The sequence below is a fragment of the Streptomyces sp. NPDC050997 genome (assembly GCF_040660135.1).
GTDB lineage: Bacteria > Actinomycetota > Actinomycetes > Streptomycetales > Streptomycetaceae > Streptomyces.
Genome location: NZ_JBFAGK010000007.1, coordinates 392,564 through 410,597, shown reverse-complemented (window position 1 = coordinate 410,597; position 18,034 = coordinate 392,564). Strand labels below are relative to the sequence as shown.

The window sequence follows — 18,034 nt, the reverse complement described above, 5'->3', positions numbered from 1 at the left end:
TCCTAAAGACTGAGCGGGAGTGACTCCTGTTGCCAGGGCCCGTGCTCAGCCGTGTGCCCCGAACGGTGTTGGGCACGTTGGTCGCCCGCTTTCGCTCCACGGCCCGGCGGCGCGCATCCGGTGCGCGATCCGGGCAGGTGGGGGCGGGTTCCCTCACGCCGCCGGGCCTCCGGTCGGGCCTGGACGGTCCGATGCCCACTACGATCACTCTGGTCGTCGTGGGGCGGTGTCGTCCGTCGCCTGATCGAGTGTCCGAGGGCGCGTCGCCCGACCGCGATGCTCGCCGCATCGTGCCGGGACATTGTGCGAGTCGGTGTGGTCAGCGGCTGCTGCCAGTGCTGGGCACCCCACCGGCTGGTGTAGGCGGGGTCGACCGCGACGATCATGATGCCGTGCTCGGCGGCCATCGACACCAGCCGGACGCGGAGTTTTGCCGTCGGGAAGAGGGAGAGCAGCCGGCGGAAGCGCTTGTTGCGGCCGTGCTTCTCCCGGCTCGTGCCGTCAGTGAAGTCGAGGTTCTCGATGGCGATCGCTGCCGCGCCGCTGCGTTGGGTGTGGTGCAGCAGCCGGGTCAGGGCGTGCCGGATCTGTGCGTCCCGGTGCGCGGCGGTGCCGGTGAGGTCGTAGAAGTAGCGGCGTGGTTCGCCCACCGGGTTGCCGTGCACATCCAGGCGCCAGGCTGCGAGGTGGTCGTCGTTCATGTCCACCCCCACCACCCCCCGGGCCAGGGCCACTTCCAGCGGCAGGACGGGGGCGGCGGCGCGCTGCCACGAGGCGGTGACATACCATCGGCCGCGCACCGTGTCGTGGTGGACGCGGTAGGCCACCGCCCGGTTGGCGGTGATTCGGTCGCGCCACTCCTCACCCCGGTGCTGGAACCGTACGGTCGCCTCCAGCAGATACCGGCCGTGCGGGGCGTTGGCCAGGTGGGCCAGCGGTGCCGGGAGCTTGATGGAGAGGTGTCCGGTGTCGGTGACACGGATCGTCTCGTTGCCGAACCGCTTACCCGTCTCTCCGTCGGCGGCCAGGAACATCCGCTCCGCGAGCCAGCGTTCCTTCCACGCCTGCTCACTCAGCCCGGCCGCCTCCAAGTGGTGGCGGGCGTTGGCGAGGCGTTTGCCGCCGCGCACCACGTGCACCCGTCCCGCTGCCCAGTGGGCCTCCACCTCCGCGAGGCGGTCTTTGAGGGTCTGCAGACGGCGGGACTTGGCATGCCACTCACGGCGCGAGGCGTACCCGCGCACCAGTCCCGCCCGCTTGTCGGCTTTGGCGCCCAGCGGCCGGGCCAGTCGCGCCTCGACCACAGCGATCTGAGTACGCAGCCAGCCCAGGTGGGCGGCCTGCCCGCGCCTCGCCAGCGCCCACTGGTCGTGGGTGGCCTTGGTGATACTCCCCGCCCAGCGCGCCGACGACCTCCCCGTCAGCTCCCGCTTACGCACCGCCCACCCGGCCGCATCATGCGCGAGCCCCTGCCGGGAACGTACTGCGAGGTCTTCAGCCGCCAGCGAGCCCAGGAACGTGCCCACCTCGGCGAGCACCGCCGTGTCCGACTCGCTCACCCGCAGCCGGTCCCGGATCGCCACCCCAGCCGGGCCCGGGCACCACGAACGGTGCCGCCAACTCCCGCAGCCCACCCCCCGTTCACCTCCACCCGGCCCAAGGCCCCCGACACAGCACTCAACGAGCACCAGAACCAAAGGTCACCCATTCGACCCAAGAACCTCAGTTCGCCTCAAGAAACGGGGCCAGCACACCCCATGGCAGGAGAAACACGCCCAGCGCGTCGGTGGATGACCGCAACACGGCCTGACGGCTCCCTACCGTCCGGCGCAGGTCGGCGACCGGTGGGCCCCCGCCTGGTCCACGAGCTGGTTCCGGGTCGACGGCGTGATCCCGGACGACTGGACGGGACTGCCCGCCGAGGCCGTCCTCGACCTGGGTTTCTCGACCCACTCCCCCGGCTTCTCCGCCGAGGGCCTGGTCTATCGGGCCGACGGCACCGCGGTGAAGGCGCTCAACCCGCGCAACACCTGGCTGCCGGTCACGGCCACGGACCTGCTGGAACGCCCACTCGACGACACCACGAGCCATGAGGTCACGGACGGCACCGCCCGGTTGCGGCTGCGCCCGTTCCAGATCCTCACCCTGCGCCTGCGCCCGCGGGCGACCGGCGGCACCTCCGCCGACTGAACGTGCCCGTCACCCGGACACACCGGGCCCCACCCGCAGGAACTCCGACAGGCCCGCGAGGAGCCGGTCGACGTCCTCGGTGTCGTTGTAGGGCGCGAGACCGACGCGGAGACCGCCGGTGTCCCCGAGGCCGAGCCGGCGGGACGCCTCGAGGGCGTAGAAGGTCCCGGCGGGCGCCTGGACACCACGGTCCGCCAGAAAGCGGTAGGCGTCTGTCGTGCCGCGCCCCTCGAAGGTCATCAGCACGGTGGGGGTGCGGTCCGCGGCCCGGGAGTGCACCGTGACCTGCTCCAGGGCGGACAGGCCCTTGTCGATCCGCGCCCGCAGGATCCGCTCGTGCTCTTCCAGCGCCGCGGACGCGGCGACAAGCCGCTGACGGCGGGTGCCCTCGGCGCTCGCGTCGAGGCCGGCGAGGAAGTCGACCGCGGCGCGGGTACCGGCGAGGAACTCGTAGGGCAGCGTGCCGAGTTCGAAGCGTTCCGGGACCACGTCCGTGGAGGGCAGCAGTTTGTCCGGGTGCAGACTCTCCAGCAACGGCGGCCGGGCGGCGAGGACGCCGTGGTGCGGGCCGAGGAACTTGTACGGGGAGCAGACGAAGAAGTCCGCGCCGAGCTGCTCGACGTCGACCAGGGAGTGGGCGGTGTAGTGCACGCCGTCGACGTAGAGCAGCGCGCCCACCTCGTGTGCCGCCTGGGACATCGCGGCGGTCGCGGGCCGGGTGCCGATCAGGTTGGAGGCGGCGGTGACAGCGACCAGCCGGGTCCGCTGCGAGAGCACGGCGCGGATGTCCTCGACGGTCAGCTCACCGGTCGCGGGGTCGAAGTCGGCCCACCGCACGACGGCGCCGGCCTGCTCGGCGGCCTGGATCCAGGGGCGGATGTTGGAGTCGTGGTCGAGGCGGGTGACGACCACCTCGTCGCCGGGCGACCACGTCCTGGCGAGGGTGCGGGAGAAGTCGTAGGTGAGCTGGGTGGCGCTGCGGCCGAAGACGATCCCGGACGGCTGCGCGCCCAGCAGATCCGCCATGGCCCGGCGGCTCTCGGAGACGACGGTCTCGGCGTTGCGCTCCCCGGCCGTGATGTGGCCCCGGTTCGACAGCGGCTGCGCCAGCACGTCGGCGATGGCCTGGATGACAGGCCTGGGGGTCTGGGTGCCGCCGGGCCCGTCGAAGTGGGCGATCCCGGCGCTCAGGGCGGGGAACTGCGCGCGGAGGGCGGCTACGTCGTACGTCACGGGAAGCTCCTGTCGGTGCTCGGGCGCGGCCGGGGTGGCGGCCGACCGGGGCCTCGTCGAGGCGATGACGACGGTAATCGACGACGGCGACAGACCGGGTCGGTGACAGGAGGCGGGGCAGGAGGCGGAGGTGGGAGGCGGAGGTAGGAGGCGGGCACGGACAGCGGGCCCGCGGGGCCGCCGGGCGCCCCGCGGACCACGGGTTCAGCGCAGGGCACCCTTGGTGGCGTCGGCGATGAAACCGCGGGCGAAGAAGGTGAACACCAGCACCAGCGGGATCACCGACAGCAGCACTCCGGACATCACCATGCTGTAGTCGGTGGAGTGGCCGGCGTACAGCTGTGCCAGCGCCACCTGGAGGGTGAGGTGGTCCGGGTTGACCAGCATCACCAACGGCAGGATGTAGTCGTTCCAGGCGGCGATGAAGGTGTAGATGCCGAGGAACGCCAGGGCCGGGCGGACGCACGGCAGCACCACGTGCCAGTACAGGCGGAAGAACCCGGCGCCCTCGATCCGCGCGGCGTCCAGCAGTTCGTCGGGGACACTGCTGGTGGTGTACTGACGCATCCAGAAGATGCCGAAGGCGTTGGCGGCGGCGGGCACGATGAGCGCCTTGAGCGTGCCCAGCCAGCCCAGCTGCACCATGATCTCGTACTGCGGGATGATCGCCAGCTGGGTCGGCAGGATGTACATCGACAGCAGCAGACCGAACAGGAACTTCTTCGCGGGGAAGTCGTACTTGGCGAAGGCGAAGGCCGCCAGCGAGTCGAAGAACAGCACCAGCAGGGTCGTACAGACCGCCACCGTCAGGGTGTTGAACATCGACCCGAAGAAGTCCATCCTGCCGAACAGGTGCTGGATGTTGGTCAGCAGGTTGTCGCCGAACCACAGCTTCGGCGGAAAGCGGTAGATGTCCTGCGAGGTGTTCGTCGCCATGACGACGATCCAGTAGAACGGGAACACGGAGATGACGACACCGGTCATCAGGGCGAGGTGAACGCTCAGCCCCCGGAACCGGTTGCGGTTCTGGCTGTTCACGGCTGTCGGTCCTTTCGCTGCACCAGGCGCCAGTTGATGAGGACGATGAGCAGGATCACCAGGAAGAAGGCCCAGACGATCGCGGCGCCGTAGCCGAAGTCGTTGTTGTCGAAGGCCTGGTGGTAGAAGTACAGCAGCGTGGTCAGGCCCGCCTGGCCCGGCCCGCCGGAGTTGGGATTGGTGGCCGCCTCGCTGCCGAACAGCACCTGGGGTTCGGTGAAGCTCTGCAGGCCGGTGACGGTGGAGATCACCACGGTGAACAGGATGATGGGCCGTAGCAGCGGGATCGTGATGGAGAAGAAGATCCGTGCCGGGCGGGCTCCGTCCATCTTGGCGGCCTCGTAGAGCTCCGAGGGGATCGCCTGCAGGCCGGCCAGATAGATGATGGCGTTGTAACCGGTCCACTGCCAGGTCATCAGCGCCGCGATCACCAGCTTGATCGTCCACTCGTTGCTCATCCATGGCACGGCCGACACATGCAGCGACCTGAGGATGGCGTTGATCAGGCCGAAGTTGTTGCTGAAGATCGCGCCGAAGAAGATCGCGATGGCCACCAGCGAGGTGATGCTGGGGATGAAGAGGGCGACCCGGTAGAAGGCGGTGAGACGGCGGGTCGAGTTCACCAGCACCGCGAGCACCAGCGCGAGACAGAGCATCGGCACGGTGGACAGCACCCAGATGACGAGGGTGTTGCGGACGGACAGCCAGAACACCGGGTCGTCCCACAGGAAACGGAACTGCTGGAACCCGACGAAGTGCATGTCCCCGATGCCGTCCCACTTCTGGAAGGCCAGATACACCGTGTAGAGCACCGGGAAGAGCATGAAGACCGAGAACAGCAGGTAGTACGGCGAGATGGCGAGGTACTGCGGCCAGTACCTGCCGGGCCGCCGCCGCGGCACGCGTGGCATCCCGGCCGACACCGGCCGGACCCGGCGGCCGTGCCGCCCCGGACCGCGCCGGCGGTCCGGGGTCGGCCGGTCGGTGGGCCCGGCGTCGGATCCGGGGGTCGGCCCGGTGGGAGCCGGCCCGGCTACCGGGCTTGACGACATGTCACTTCACTCCCTGACGCTGGGCGATCTGCTTGGCCTGGCCGACCGCGTCCTTCCAGGCCTGCTCGGGGTCCTTGCCCTTGGCCTCGATGCTGGTCAGCTCGCTGAAGTAGGGCGCGGAGACCGCCGCGTCGGCGGGGGCTTCGTAGACGCTGTGGATCTTCTCGGCCGCGGGACCGAAGATCTCGATGGTCTTCTGGCCGCCGAAGAAGGCGTCGCCCTCGGTCAGCGCCGCCAGCTTGTACGCGGCCGGGGCGGTCGGGAACAGGGCCGCGTCGGTGAAGCCGCGGGCCTGGTTCTCCGGGCTGAGGATCCAGCTGATGATCTTGAAGGCCTCTTCGGGGTTTCCGCTGGTCGCGGGGATGGCCAGGAAGGACCCGCCGAGGTTGGACGGCCCGCCGGGCAGGCTCGCCACCCGCCAGTTGCCCTTGGTGCCCGGGGCGGCGTTGCTGATGTCCAGCGCGTGCCAGGCGGCGCCGATCTCGGTGGCCAGGGCGCCGTTGCTGATCGCGGCGTTCCAGGTGTTGTCGTTGATCTTGGCGTCGATGCCGAGGGTGTAGGGCTTCACGGAGGTGAGCCAGGCGGCACGGATGTGGTCCTGGTCGCCGATGAACTTGTTGTCCTCGTCGATGAACCGCCGGGTGCCCTGGCCGATGATCATCGAGAACACCGAGCCGATGTTGTTGATCAGGTAGGTCTTGGGTATCGCCTTGTGCAGTTCGACGCCGGCCTTGAAGTAGTCGTCCCAGGTGGACAGTTCGGAGGAGACCTTGGCCGGGTCGGTGGGCAGTCCCGCCTTCGCGAAGAGGTCCTCGCGGTAGTACGTGGCGCAGGGACCGATGTCGATCGGGAAGCCGATGAGCTTGCCGTCCTGCGAGGTGGCCTGCTTCAGCTTCCACGACAGGTACTGCGGGACCAGCTTGTCCGCGCCGACGGTCTTCAGGTCGATGAAGCGGTTGGCGTTGGGCAGGAAGGAGGCGATGTCCTCGCCCTTGACGCCGGTGATGTCCGGGGCGGACTGCGCGGCCCGCAGGCCGGTGAGCAGCTTGGTCTTGAAGTCGCCGCCGACCACGGAGGTCTTGAGGCTGATGTCGGAGAAGTGCTTCTTGGAGTCCGCGACGACCTTGTCACTCAGGCCACCGGACCAGTACCAGAGGGTGAGGTTCTTGCTGTCCTTGCCGCCGGTCGACCCGGAGCCGCCACCGCAGGCGGCGGTGGCACCGGCCGTGGCGGCCGTCAGTACGGCGGCCTGAAGGAATCGTCTGCGGGAAAGGTCCACGATCTTCTCCTAGTTCTCGGCATGTCCGGCAAGGACCCATGAGTCGAGGGACTGCGGCGGGGGCCGGGTGGCTGAAGAGCATCGGCGTGGTGTTGACCTCTTCAGCCACCCGGGGTGTTCGACCGGGTCCTCTCAGACGGCGCCGAAGCGTCCGTAGCGGCGGAATGCGCCGTTGATCCGCTTCGGCCGACCGGAGTGGGGCCCGGACCTGGCTCCGAATTACGCAAGAGAGTGCACCTGGTGAGCAGGTTTGACAAGGGTCAAGTACAAATCGAGACATTCATGCGCGGCTTTGCTTGAGTTTGGCGGGTTGACGAGTATGGTCTGCGGCATGCTCGCTGACCGAAGACATCAGCTGATCCTGCGCGCCCTGCGTGCGGACGGGCCCGCCACGGTCGTCTCCCTGGCCGAGGCGGTCGGGGCGAGTCAGGCCACCATCCGGCGCGACCTCGCGCAGTTGGAGGACGAGGGACTGCTCAAGCGGGTCTACGGCGGTGCCGCCCCCCTCGACGACGAGGACGACCCGTTCGCCGACGTGGCCGCGGTCCGGGTCGAGGCCAAGGACGCGTTGGCCGAATGGTGCGCAAACCTCGTCAGGGACGGCGAGACCGTACTGCTCGACATCGGCACGACGGCCCACCGGGTGGCCCGCCACCTGCACGGCCGGTCCCTGACGGTGATCACCAGCAACCTGGCCGTCTACGAGGAGCTCCAGGACGACAAGGCCGTCCAGTTGATCCTGCTGGGCGGTGTGGTCCGGCGTGACTACCGCTCGCTGGTGGGCTTCCTCACCGAGGACAACCTGCGGCAGATCCACGCCGACCGGCTGTTCCTCGGCACCAGCGGGATCCGCCCCGACGGTCAGGTGCTGGACACCACCGCCGTCGAGGTCCCCGTCAAACGGGCGATGATCGCGGCCAGCGCCCAGGTGGTCCTGCTGGCGGACGCGGGCAAGTTCCCCGGCACCGGAATGGCCCGGGTGTGCGGACCGGAGGAACTCGACGTGGTGGTCACCAACGCGTCCGCGGACGAGAAGACCTGCGGCCGACTGCGTGAGGCGGGAGTCGAGGTGGTCAAGGTATGAGACTCACGATCCTGGGCGGCGGTGGCTTCCGGGTTCCGCTGGTCTACCGGGCGCTGCTGGGCGACCACGGCGAAGGACGGGTCACCGAGGTGACCCTGTACGACCTGGACGCCTCCCGGCTGACGACCATCCGCAAGGTCCTCGCCGACCAGTCCGCCGGGCATCGCGACCCGCCCGTCGTCACCGTCACCACCGACCTGGACGAGGCGGTCACCGGAGCCGACTTCGTGTTCTCCGCCATCCGGGTCGGCGGGCTCGCCGGGCGCGCGGCGGACGAGCGGATCGCCCTGGAGGAGGGCGTACTGGGTCAGGAGACCGTCGGCGCGGGCGGCATCTCGTACGGACTGCGCACCGTCCCGGTGGCCCGCGAGATCGCCCGCCGTATCGCCGCGCTGGCGCCCGACGCCTGGGTCATCAACTTCACCAACCCCGCCGGCATGGTCACCGAGGCGATGACCGCCCACCTCGGCGACCGCGTGATCGGGATCTGCGACTCCCCGGTGGGTCTCGGTCGCCGGGTGGCCGGGGCGCTCGGCGCCGATCCGGCCCGCGCCCGCCTGGACTACGTGGGCCTGAACCACCTGGGCTGGTTGTGCGGCCTGCACGTCGACGGCCGCGACCTGCTGCCGTCCCTGTTCGCGAACGAGGCCGCACTGGCCTCGTTCGAGGAGGGCAAGCTCTTCGGCGCGGAGTTGCTGCGCACACTCGGCGCGCTGCCCAACGAATACCTGCACTACTACTTCAACCGTGAGTCGGTCGACTCCGCGCGCGCCGCCGAGCAGACCCGCGGCGCCTTCCTCCACTCCCAGCAGCAGCGCTTCTACGACTCCATGGGCGTCGCCCACGGCGAGCCGCCGGCACCCCGCGCGGCCTGGAACGCCTGGGACGCCACACGCCTGGAGCGCGAGACCACCTACATGGCCGAGAACCGCGAGGCCGTCGGCATGGGCGAACGGGACTCGTGCGACCTGGAATCCGGCGGATACGAGCAGGTGGCGCTCTCCCTCATGCGGGCCATCGCCCTGGACGAACGCGCCACCCTCATCCTCAACGTCCGTAACCGCGGCCGGATCCCGGTCCTCGACGACGACGCCGTCATCGAGGCCCCCTGCCACGTGGACGCCAACGGCGCCCGCCCCATCTCCGGAGCCCCGCTGCCCGACCACGGCACCGGCCTGGTGTGCGCGGTCAAGGCGGTCGAGCGCGCGGTCATCCACGCCGCCACCACCGGCGACCGCGCACACGCGGTCAAGGCGCTGACCATCCACCCGCTGATCGACTCGTACGCCGTCGCCAAGCGCCTGCTGGACGCCTATCAGCGACACTTCGCCGAACTCGGCTACCTGAACCGCTGAGGGCGGCGCGATTACCATGCCGGGGACGGGAACCCCGGCGCGTCGGGCCACCTCGGCGATGTCCAGGTCCGTCATCCTCATGACCTCAGGCACAGGAGACGATCATGGGCATCGCGCGCAGGAGCACCGAGGGACAGGCCGCCCGTTGGAGCGGGCCCGCCGGCCATGCCTGGGTCGAGGCGCAGGCGGTGTTGGACGAGATGCTCAGGCCGTTCGAGGAGTTGCTCATCGAATCGTTGTCCGCCGAAGCCGGGGACCATGTGCTCGACGTCGGCTGCGGCACCGGCGGCACGACGCTGGCCGTCGCGGAGCGGCTCGGTCCGGCGGGCAGCTGCGTCGGCGTCGACATCTCGGAACCGATGATCACCGCCGCCCGGAAGCGCGCCGAGCAGGCGGAGGTGCCGGTGTCCTTCATCCAGGCCGACGCCCAGGAGCACTCGTTCGAACCCGCCGGCTTCGACGCGATCATTTCGCGCTTCGGCGTCATGTTCTTCGAGGATTCGGTCCGGGCCTTCTCGAATCTGCGCCGTGCCGCGAAGGACGGAGCCCGGCTCCGCTTCATCACGTGGCGTGGCCCCGCGGAGAATCCGTTCATGACGACGGCCGAACGCGCCGCGGCACCGCTTCTGCCGGATCTCCCCGCCCGCCGGCCGGACCAGCCGGGGCAGTTCGCCCTCGCGGACTCGGACAGGATCCACCGCATCCTGGTGGAGAGCGGGTGGACCGGGATCGACATCCGGCCGGTCGACGTGACGTGCGCGCTGCCCGAGAAGGAACTGGTGGGCTACTTCACCCGGTTCGGTCCCCTCGGCCTGGTCCTGCCCGAGGTGGACGAGCGGACCCGCGCACAGCTCGTCGAAACGGTCCGCGCCGCGTTCGACACCTTTGTGCAGGGCACGGAGGTCCGCTTCACCGCGGCCTGTTGGATGGTCGGCGCCCGAGCGTCAGCCGCGTCGGGCGACTCGGTCGGCTGAGCGGGCGGGCGGGCGGCAGGGTCAGCGTCTGGTGAACTGAACCCGGGTCGGCTGCACGACGTTCGGCCGGAGTGCGATCCCGTCGAGCGTGAGCCGTTCTCCGAAGACGTCGGTGATCCTGATCGCGCCGCCGCACCCGCTGCCGTCCTCGGAGATGAAGTAGTTGTAGTCGGTACGCGGCAGCCGACTCCAGCCGCCGCCGGTACGGACCTCCAGCCGGGCCAGCGGATTGCGGTGACCGATCACCTGGATTCCGCACCAGTACCGGCTGGACCCGGTCTTGTACCGGATCGAGAGCGGGCCGGCGGTGCCGGGGCTCACCAGCTGCCAGGTGATCGGGATCTGACCGAGCGAGGGGGCGGCGAGTTCGGCGAAGGCCTGTGCGCTGAGGTCGATCTGACCGGGTGCGCACTCCCCCGGGCATTCGTTGGTGATGCGGACCGTGATGGAGGCCCCGTCGGCGGTACGGACCCGTACGTACGCCCCGCACGCCGTGGCCGACTCGTAGTCGGTGTGGTTCATCGCCCCGGTCATGACGTCATCACTCGCGTCGTACAGACAGGCGCCGGTGCCGTCCGAGTCGTAGAAGGTGGCGACTCCCCGGTAGGTGGCACCGGGCCGTACCCGTCCCGCCAACGGCGCGGCGGCAGACGGCGTTCGCGGGGTGTTCGTGGCCGGAGGCTTCGCCGGCGTGGCGGTCGGGCGCGCGGTCTCTTTCCGCGGGGTGCCCTTGGCCGACGGTTTCGACGAGGCGTCGCTGGCACGGGCTGACGCGGTCGGGGACTCCGTCGCGGGCGGGACGTTCGGCCGTTCGCCGGCCGCGGGCGTGGCCGCGGCGTGTCCGACATCGGCCTTGTCGTCGGAGAGGAGCACCACGGTCAGGGAGGCGATGATGAGCGCCACGGCCGCCGATATGAACAGCCATCGTCTGTGCACCGGACCTCCTTGACGGCCGCCAACTGTTGCCGTGGGTGACAGGAAGCAGCGATCGTGCCAGACCCGGGAGCACGGCGACAAGCCCTGCATCGGGGCGTGGCCGGGGCCGAGAGCCGTCCTGGCGCGGATGTCAGTCCACGGGCCACGTGTGCGCGGGCGCGTTCATGTGCATGTAGTCCATGTATGTCGTGGTCATCCGCCGCAGCGCCTCCTGCCGGTCGGAGGTGACGGTCTTCTGCAGATGGTGGACCGTCTCCGCCTGCCACAGAGCGCCGTTGCGGGCGGTGACGCAGCGCTGTTCGATGATGCCCAACAGGGGTTCGCGCCATGCCGCGTCCATATGGGACAGCTCCAGACCGCGGTGGGCCAGGGGCAGCAGGCGCCGCAACACCAGTTCCGTGACGGGCACTTCGCCCACGCCGGGCCAGTAGAGGCGGGCGTCGATGCCGTCGCGGGCCGCGGTGTGCAGGTTCTCCTCGGCCACCGAGAAGGACATCCGCGTCCACACCGGCCGGTCCTCGTCGACCAGGGTCCGGGTCAGGCCGTAGTAGAAGGCGCCGTTGGCGATGATGTCGGCCACGGTGGGGCCGGCGGGCAGGACCCGGTTCTCGATGCGCAGATGCGGGCGACCGTCGCTCACGGCGTAGACGGGGCGGTTCCACCGGTAGATCGTGCCGTTGTGCAGCGTCAGTTCGCCCAGTTGCGGAACGCCGCCGCGTTCGAGCGCCTCCCGCGGGTCCTCGTCGTCGCAGAGCGGCAGCAGCGCCGGGTAGTACCGGACGTTCTCCTCGAAGAGGTCGAAGACGCTGGTGATCCATCGCTCCCCGAACCACACCCGAGGTCGTACCCCCTGGGTCTTGATCTCCTCGGGGCGGGTGTCGGTGGCCTGCTCGCACAGGGGGATGCGGGTCTCACGCCACAACTCCTTGCCGAACAGGAAGGGCGAGTTCGCCGCCAGGGCGATCTGCACGCCCGCGATGGCCTGGGCCGCGTTCCAGTAGTCCGCGAACTGCTTCGGGTCGACCTGCAGATGGAACTGCGTGCTGGTGCAGGCGGCCTCGGGGGTGATGGCGTCGGCGTACATCGCCAGCCGCTCCACGCCGTCCACCCTGATCCGCAGGTCCTCACCCCGCGCCGCGAAGATCTGCTCGTTGAGCAGCTGGTACCGCGGATCACCGGACAGGGCGGCCTCGCCGACGTCCGCCTCCGCCAGGGTCGGCAGAATGCCGATCATGATCAGGTGCGCGCCGACGGCCGAGGCACGGTCCTCGGCGTGGTTGAGCGCGTCGCGGATCGCCTGCTCCCAGGCACCGGGGCCACCGGCTGTCAGCTGTCGGGGCGGGATGTTGATCTCCAAGTTGAAGCGGCCCAGCTCGCTCGACCAGTCGGGGTCGGCGATCGCCTCGAGGACCTCGGTGTTCCGCATCACCGGCAGCCCGTGGTCGTCCACCAGATTGAGCTCGATCTCCAGTCCCACCTGGGGGCGCTCGCTCTCGAAACCCGACTCGCGCAACATCTGCTCCAGCACATCGAGGCAGGTGCGCATCTTGTCCCGGTACCGACGGCGGTCCTCCCGCGTGAACACCAGGGCCGGCACGTCACGTCCCATCGGTCCTCCCGAGTCCCCTCGGCGGATACCTCTCGCCCTCCCAGCGTCGCACCTCGGGCGGCACCCGGACAGCCGGCGCACGGCTGCGGTCCCACGGCTAGATCGGCGGCCGGCGAGCTCGAAGTCTCCGCCCCTGAGCCGACCACTCTGTCCCACCGTGCTACGCGCAGGCGCATACTAGAAGGGATGACAAAGCCAGCCGCACCTAAGCGCTATTTGCCCACCAGTCCCTTCAAGGCTCCGGCCACGCCGGCTCCCAAGCAGTTCGCCGTGGGAGACCGGGTCACACACGACATCTACGGCCTCGGCCGGGCGATCGCCGTCGAGGACGGCATCGCGGTGCTCGTGGACTTCGGTTCGATGCAACAGCGAATCATGAGTCCGTACAGCAAGATGAGCAAGCTGTAGGGCCACTGTTCCCGGCCTCTGCACACAGGTCCGCTCCCTGTCCCGGTAACGATTGGAAGACTTCTCATCGACCTCCCCTCTCTGTTCTCCGCGCCGGAAACGGCGCCTCACTCCGCCACCGTCGCATCCCCGACTCCGGCGACGAACCCCTTCCAGGCACCGGGCTTCGGGGATGACGACACGTTCCTGCCCGAGGAAGCGCCAGCACCCACCTCGGGCAGGGGTACGGACCGACGCAGGGCAAGGTAGTTCCGACCAGCGACAGTGGCCTCAGCAGCCGGCCACTGGCCGCTCAGTCTCAGTCTCCGTTTCCGTCCCACTAGTCAACGCGTAAGCCCGTTCCTCGGTCCAGAGTCGTTCTCGGGTGGTCGTCGTTACGGAACGCTCCTACGACGATCACGCTCCACAGGCATGGGCCGCCCCGCCGACCGCCTTTCCGGCCGCCCGGAAACGCCGTCGATGAACACAGCCCGCCCCATGACGGCGGGCCGCGTCCAGCAGCCCCCTGGCCATCGCGAGGTCGATCGGTGAGCACCCGCTCGGTGCGGTACGAGGACGCGTCCGAGGGCAGATGGGGCAACGCCCCGTCGAGTTCGCCCTGTTGAGGGTGGATCGGCCAGCAGCCGGGCCAAGGGGAAGGATGCCACCAGGCTCACGGCCATTACGTCCGAGAAGCCCCCGGGGCTGTCGTCCTGCGCTCGTACGGCGCCGGGTGCCCCGCATTGTTGGCCTGGACGTCGGGAGGTCTTGCTCCGGTTACGGCTCCCCCATAGCCTGATTTTGTGCCGCTAATAAACAAAGCCCGAACGCACAACGCCGTGCCGGGCGACACCCTCACCCGGCTCCGTATCGTCCTCACCGTCTTCTTCGCCCTCGACGGCTTCGTCTTCGCCGGCTGGGTCGTGCGCATCCCCGCCATCAAGCATCAGACCGGCGCCTCCGCCAGCACCCTCGGACTCGCCCTCCTCGGCGTCTCCGCCGGCGCCGTCATCACGATGATGCTCACCGGCCGCCTCTGCCGCCGCTACGGCAACCACCAGGTCACCGTCGTCTGCGCCGTCCTGCTCTCCCTCAGCGTCGCCCTGCCCCCACTCACCCACTCGGCGCTCACACTGGGCGCCGTGCTGCTGATTTTCGGCAGCGCGTACGGCGGGATAAACGTCGCCTTCAACAGCGCCGCGGTCGACTTGGTACGAGCCCTGCAACGCCCCATCATGCCCACCTTCCACGCCGCTTTCAGCCTCGGCGGCATGGTCGGCGCCGGACTGGGCGCGCTGGTCGCCGGAGTGCTGTCCCCCACGCAACACCTACTCGGCCTCACCGCGATCGGACTGCTCGTCACCGTCCTCGCGGGCCGCACGCTGCTGCGTATCCAGCCTCCGCCACCACCGGAGAGCGCACCGACGTCGACGTCCGCGCCGCGCCGGCTGGGAGCCCACACCCGCCCCCTCGTGATCACTTTCGGTCTGATCGCCCTGTGCACGGCCTACGGCGAGGGCGCCCTGGCCGACTGGAGCGCCCTGCACCTGGAGCAGGACCTCGACGCCGCACCGGGCGTGGCGGCTGTCGGCTACTCCTGCTTCGCGCTCGCCATGACCATCGGCCGCCTGACCGGCACCCAGCTGCTCGAACGTCTGGGCCAGACACGCACTTTGGTGGTCGGCGGCGCGACCGCCGCGGTCGGCATGCTGCTCGCCGCGCTCACTCCCTCCCTGTGGGTCGCGCTCGTCGGCTTCGTGATCACCGGCCTCGGGCTCGCGAACCTCTTCCCCGTCGCCGTGGAACGCGCAGGCACGCTGGCCGGCCCGGACGGAGTCGCGATCGCCTCCACACTCGGCTACGGCGGCATGCTCCTCGGACCACCCGCCATCGGATTCATGGCCGACTGGTTCTCCCTTCCCGTCGCTCTGACCAGCGTCGCCGTACTCGCTGCGGTCGCCACCCTGATCAGCCTCACCGTCCGCCCCGCGGGCCCGGCCGAGCAGGCTCCGGGCCCCGCGCGAAACCAGTAGCCGACCACCGGCCACCCGTCATCAGTGGGGGACTCCCCGTCACCTCGCCCCGCGCAAAGCTCCCCCTGGAGCGTGCTCCATCCGGCAGACTCACCCCATGGAGACTGCCGAGTTCGTAGCGATCCTGGACCGGGAAGGCCGGTCGCTGGCCACCGCCGCCGAGCAGGCCGGCACCGACGCGAAGGTGCCGACCTGCCCGGAGTGGCAGGTGAACGACCTGCTGCGGCACACAGGCAAGGTGCACCGTTGGGCGACCTCGCTCGTCGCCGAGGGTCACTCCTCCCCCCGCCCCGTCGGTGGCCCGCCCGACCTGGACGGCGCCGCGTTGCTCACCTGGTTCCGGGAGGGACACGGGAAGCTCGTCAGCACCCTCACCAGCGCCTCGCCCGACGTCCGGTGCTGGCACTTCCTGCCCGCCCCGTCGCCGCTCGCGTTCTGGGCCCGGCGGCAGGCGCACGAGACGACCGTGCACCGCTTCGACGCCGAGTCGGCCAGGGGCGGCACCCCGACCGGGATCGACCCCGCCTTCGCGGCGGACGGCATCGACGAACTGCTGATCGGCTTCCACGCCCGCGACAGGAGCAGGGTGCGCACACCGGAGCCCCGGGTACTGCGGGTGCGGGCGACGGACGCGGACGACGCCGTGTGGACCGTACGGCTGTCGCAGGAACCGCCGGTGGCCAAGCGGGGTGATGCCGGGCCCGGCGAGGACGTCGACTGTGAAGTGGCCGGTCCTGTCGCGGAGTTGTATCTCGCGCTGTGGAACCGGCTGCCGTTTCCCGCGGTGACCGGTGACGCCTCGGTCGCGGAGTTGTGGCGGGCGAAGTCGGCCGTGTGACCTGAACCTGAGCCCGCCTCAGCTCGAAGCCAGCATCCTTGTCAGCACCGCGCGCTGTACCGGCAACACGTCGCCGTGCAGCGCGCGCCCCTTCTCCGTGAGCGCCACCCGTACGCCCCGCCGGTCCTCCGCGCACATCGCGCGCTCGACGAGCCCGTCCTTCTCCAGCCGGGCGATCAACCGCGACAGCGCGCTCTGACTGAGGTGGACGCGCTCGGAGATCTCCTGCACGCGAAAGGCGCACCCGCCGTCCGCGGAACGCCCCTCGGACAGGACGTCGAGTACCTCGAAGTCACTGCCGCACAAGCCGTGTTGGTGCAGTGCGCGGTCGAGTTCGCACTGGGTGCGCGCATGCAGTGCCAGGATCTCCCGCCACTGTTCCGCGAGCGCCCGCTCGGCTTTCTTCGCCGCCATGGGCGCACCGTAGCAGAGAAACGAATTTGTTGCATCGGAATTAAATGCGCTTACATTCGATGCATGCGCATGTAGTCTCTTCGCCATGACCTCTCCGCTCACCACACCCACGGCCCCGTCCCCGACGGTTCGCTGGACGCCCCGTCTGTGGGGCACCCTGCTCGTGCTGTGCGCCGCGATGTTCCTGGACGCGCTGGACGTGTCGATGGTCGGCGTCGCCCTGCCGTCGATCGGTGCCGATCTCGGCCTGTCGACCTCGACCCTGCAATGGATCGTCAGCGGCTACATCCTGGGCTACGGCGGCCTGTTGCTCCTCGGCGGACGGACCGCCGACCTGCTGGGCCGACGCCAGGTCTTCCTGATCGCCCTGGGTGTCTTCGCGCTGGCCTCGCTGCTCGGCGGGCTCGTCGACTCGGGCCCGCTGCTGATCGCCAGCCGCTTCATCAAGGGCCTGAGCGCGGCCTTCACCGCACCGGCCGGCCTCTCGATCATCACCACGACGTTCCCGGAGGGCCCGCTGCGCAACCGCGCCCTCTCCATCTACACCACCTGCGCCGCCACCGGCTTCTCGATGGGCCTGGTGCTGTCCGGTCTGCTCACCGAGGCCAGCTGGCGCCTGACCATGCTGCTGCCCGCGCCCATCGCCCTGATCGCCCTGGCCGCCGGCCTGAAGCTGCTGCCGCGCAGCGCCCGCGAGAAGGACCACAACGGGTACGACATCCCGGGGGCCGTCCTCGGCACCGCGTCGATGCTGCTGCTGGTCTTCACCGTCGTCCAGGCACCGGAGGCCGGCTGGGCGTCGGCCCGAACCCTGTTGTCCTTCCTGGCCGTCGCCGTCCTGCTCACCGTGTTCGTCCGGGTCGAGCGGCGCTCGGCCGGCCCGCTGATCCGGCTCGGCGTGCTGCGGTCCGGCACCCAGATCCGGGCCCAGCTCGGTGCCATGGCCTTCTTCGGCTCGTACGTCGGTTTCCAGTTCCTGGTCACCCTGTACATGCAGACCCTGCTCGGCTGGTCGGCGCTGCACACGGCGCTCGCCTTCCTGCCGGCCGGCGCGCTGGTGGCACTGTCCTCGACGAAGGTCGGCTCGATCGTCGACCGGTACGGCACGCAGCGGCTGATCGCGGCGGGCTTCGCGCTGATGGTCGTCGGCTACGCGCTGTTCCTCCGCGTCGACCTCGACCCCGTGTACGCGGCCGTCATCCTGCCGTCGATGCTGCTCATCGGCGCCGCCTGCGCCCTGGTCTTCCCGTCGCTCAACATCCAGGCCACCAACGGCGTCGAGGACCGCGAGCAGGGCATGGTCTCGGGGCTGCTGAACACCTCGGTGCAGGTGGGCGGCGCGATCTTCCTCGCGATCGTGACGGCCGTGGTGACCGCGGGCGCCCCCGAGAACGCCACCCCGCAGGCAGTCCTCGACAGCTACCGGCCCGGGCTGGTCGTGGTGACGGTGGTCGCCGCGGCCGGGCTGCTGATCACACTCACGGGCCTGCGGCCCAAGCGACACGCACGGCCGTCCGTCGTGATCGCCAAGTCCACCGTGGAGGAGACGGAGCGCGTTCCCGTACGCGACTAGGCACTGTCCCAACGGTCAGGTCTGAGAGGCCGTCTTCGA

The 18,034-nt window shown here is 69.8% G+C and carries 15 protein-coding genes and 1 pseudogene; 8 read left to right on the top strand and 8 right to left on the bottom strand.

Features of this window, described 5'->3' with window-relative positions:
- Positions 1–2: 2 nt before the first annotated feature.
- The gene (locus tag AB0H86_RS19260) at positions 3–1,559 is read right to left on the bottom strand and encodes an IS200/IS605 family accessory protein TnpB-related protein (protein WP_362439492.1); all 1,557 of its coding nucleotides are present in this window, start codon (positions 1,557–1,559) and stop codon (positions 3–5) included.
- Between the two features lie 247 nt (positions 1,560–1,806).
- Between AB0H86_RS19260 and AB0H86_RS19255 the strand changes: the two are divergent.
- Positions 1,807–2,043: pseudogene (locus AB0H86_RS19255) on the top strand (hypothetical protein); the annotation flags it as partial.
- Between the two features lie 156 nt (positions 2,044–2,199).
- On the opposite strand, the gene AB0H86_RS19250 reads toward AB0H86_RS19255, so the two are convergent.
- The 4 genes from AB0H86_RS19250 to AB0H86_RS19235 form a co-directional block, all read right to left on the bottom strand.
- Positions 2,200–3,423, bottom strand: coding sequence for a cysteine desulfurase-like protein (locus AB0H86_RS19250; protein ID WP_362439489.1), 1,224 nt, complete (start codon positions 3,421–3,423; stop codon positions 2,200–2,202).
- 204 nt (positions 3,424–3,627) lie between these two features.
- Complete coding sequence (locus AB0H86_RS19245; RefSeq protein ID WP_362439736.1) at positions 3,628–4,407, bottom strand: carbohydrate ABC transporter permease; 780 nt, start codon at positions 4,405–4,407, stop codon at positions 3,628–3,630.
- Positions 4,408–4,457: 50 nt separating this feature from the next.
- Positions 4,458–5,372 carry a sugar ABC transporter permease gene (locus tag AB0H86_RS19240; protein ID WP_362439733.1) on the bottom strand — a complete coding sequence of 305 codons (915 nt, stop codon included), beginning with the start codon at positions 5,370–5,372 and terminating at the stop codon, positions 4,458–4,460.
- 142 nt (positions 5,373–5,514) lie between these two features.
- The gene (locus AB0H86_RS19235; RefSeq protein ID WP_362439486.1) at positions 5,515–6,792 is read right to left on the bottom strand and encodes an extracellular solute-binding protein; all 1,278 of its coding nucleotides are present in this window, start codon (positions 6,790–6,792) and stop codon (positions 5,515–5,517) included.
- Between the two features lie 331 nt (positions 6,793–7,123).
- Between AB0H86_RS19235 and AB0H86_RS19230 the strand changes: the two genes are divergently transcribed.
- The 3 genes from AB0H86_RS19230 to AB0H86_RS19220 all read left to right on the top strand — a co-directional run bounded on the left by AB0H86_RS19230 (position 7,124) and on the right by AB0H86_RS19220 (position 10,205).
- Positions 7,124–7,876 carry a DeoR/GlpR family DNA-binding transcription regulator gene (locus AB0H86_RS19230; RefSeq protein WP_362439483.1) on the top strand — a complete coding sequence of 251 codons (753 nt, stop codon included), beginning with the start codon at positions 7,124–7,126 and terminating at the stop codon, positions 7,874–7,876.
- Positions 7,873–9,231: a 6-phospho-beta-glucosidase gene (locus AB0H86_RS19225; RefSeq protein WP_362439480.1), complete on the top strand. Its 1,359-nt coding sequence runs from the start codon at positions 7,873–7,875 to the stop codon at positions 9,229–9,231. Before AB0H86_RS19230 ends, AB0H86_RS19225 begins: the two co-directional genes overlap by 4 nt.
- A gap of 104 nt (positions 9,232–9,335) precedes the next feature.
- On the top strand, positions 9,336–10,205 hold the full coding sequence (locus AB0H86_RS19220; protein WP_362439477.1) for a methyltransferase domain-containing protein: 870 nt from the start codon (positions 9,336–9,338) through the stop codon (positions 10,203–10,205).
- Positions 10,206–10,226: 21 nt separating this feature from the next.
- Here the strand turns inward: AB0H86_RS19220 and AB0H86_RS19215 are convergent, their stop codons facing one another.
- Positions 10,227–11,141 carry an expansin EXLX1 family cellulose-binding protein gene (locus AB0H86_RS19215; protein ID WP_362439474.1) on the bottom strand — a complete coding sequence of 305 codons (915 nt, stop codon included), beginning with the start codon at positions 11,139–11,141 and terminating at the stop codon, positions 10,227–10,229.
- A gap of 130 nt (positions 11,142–11,271) precedes the next feature.
- Positions 11,272–12,750, bottom strand: a complete 1,479-nt coding sequence (locus AB0H86_RS19210) for a glutamate--cysteine ligase (protein ID WP_362439471.1) — start codon at positions 12,748–12,750, stop codon at positions 11,272–11,274.
- 186 nt (positions 12,751–12,936) lie between these two features.
- On the opposite strand from AB0H86_RS19210, the gene AB0H86_RS19205 reads away from it, so the two are divergent.
- The 3 genes from AB0H86_RS19205 (at position 12,937) to AB0H86_RS19195 (ending at position 16,008) form a co-directional block, all read left to right on the top strand.
- Complete coding sequence (locus AB0H86_RS19205) at positions 12,937–13,158, top strand: hypothetical protein (protein ID WP_362439468.1); 222 nt, start codon at positions 12,937–12,939, stop codon at positions 13,156–13,158.
- A gap of 818 nt (positions 13,159–13,976) precedes the next feature.
- On the top strand, positions 13,977–15,170 hold the full coding sequence (locus tag AB0H86_RS19200) for an MFS transporter (RefSeq protein WP_362439465.1): 1,194 nt from the start codon (positions 13,977–13,979) through the stop codon (positions 15,168–15,170).
- A gap of 97 nt (positions 15,171–15,267) precedes the next feature.
- Positions 15,268–16,008, top strand: coding sequence for a maleylpyruvate isomerase family mycothiol-dependent enzyme (locus tag AB0H86_RS19195; RefSeq protein ID WP_362439462.1), 741 nt, complete (start codon positions 15,268–15,270; stop codon positions 16,006–16,008).
- An 18-nt stretch (positions 16,009–16,026) separates the two neighbouring features.
- Here the strand turns inward: AB0H86_RS19195 and AB0H86_RS19190 are convergent, their stop codons facing one another.
- Positions 16,027–16,422: a MarR family transcriptional regulator gene (locus AB0H86_RS19190; protein ID WP_362439459.1), complete on the bottom strand. Its 396-nt coding sequence runs from the start codon at positions 16,420–16,422 to the stop codon at positions 16,027–16,029.
- A gap of 85 nt (positions 16,423–16,507) precedes the next feature.
- Between AB0H86_RS19190 and AB0H86_RS19185 the strand changes: the two genes are divergently transcribed.
- On the top strand, positions 16,508–17,995 hold the full coding sequence (locus AB0H86_RS19185) for an MFS transporter (protein WP_362439456.1): 1,488 nt from the start codon (positions 16,508–16,510) through the stop codon (positions 17,993–17,995).
- The last annotated feature ends 39 nt before the right edge of the window (positions 17,996–18,034 follow it).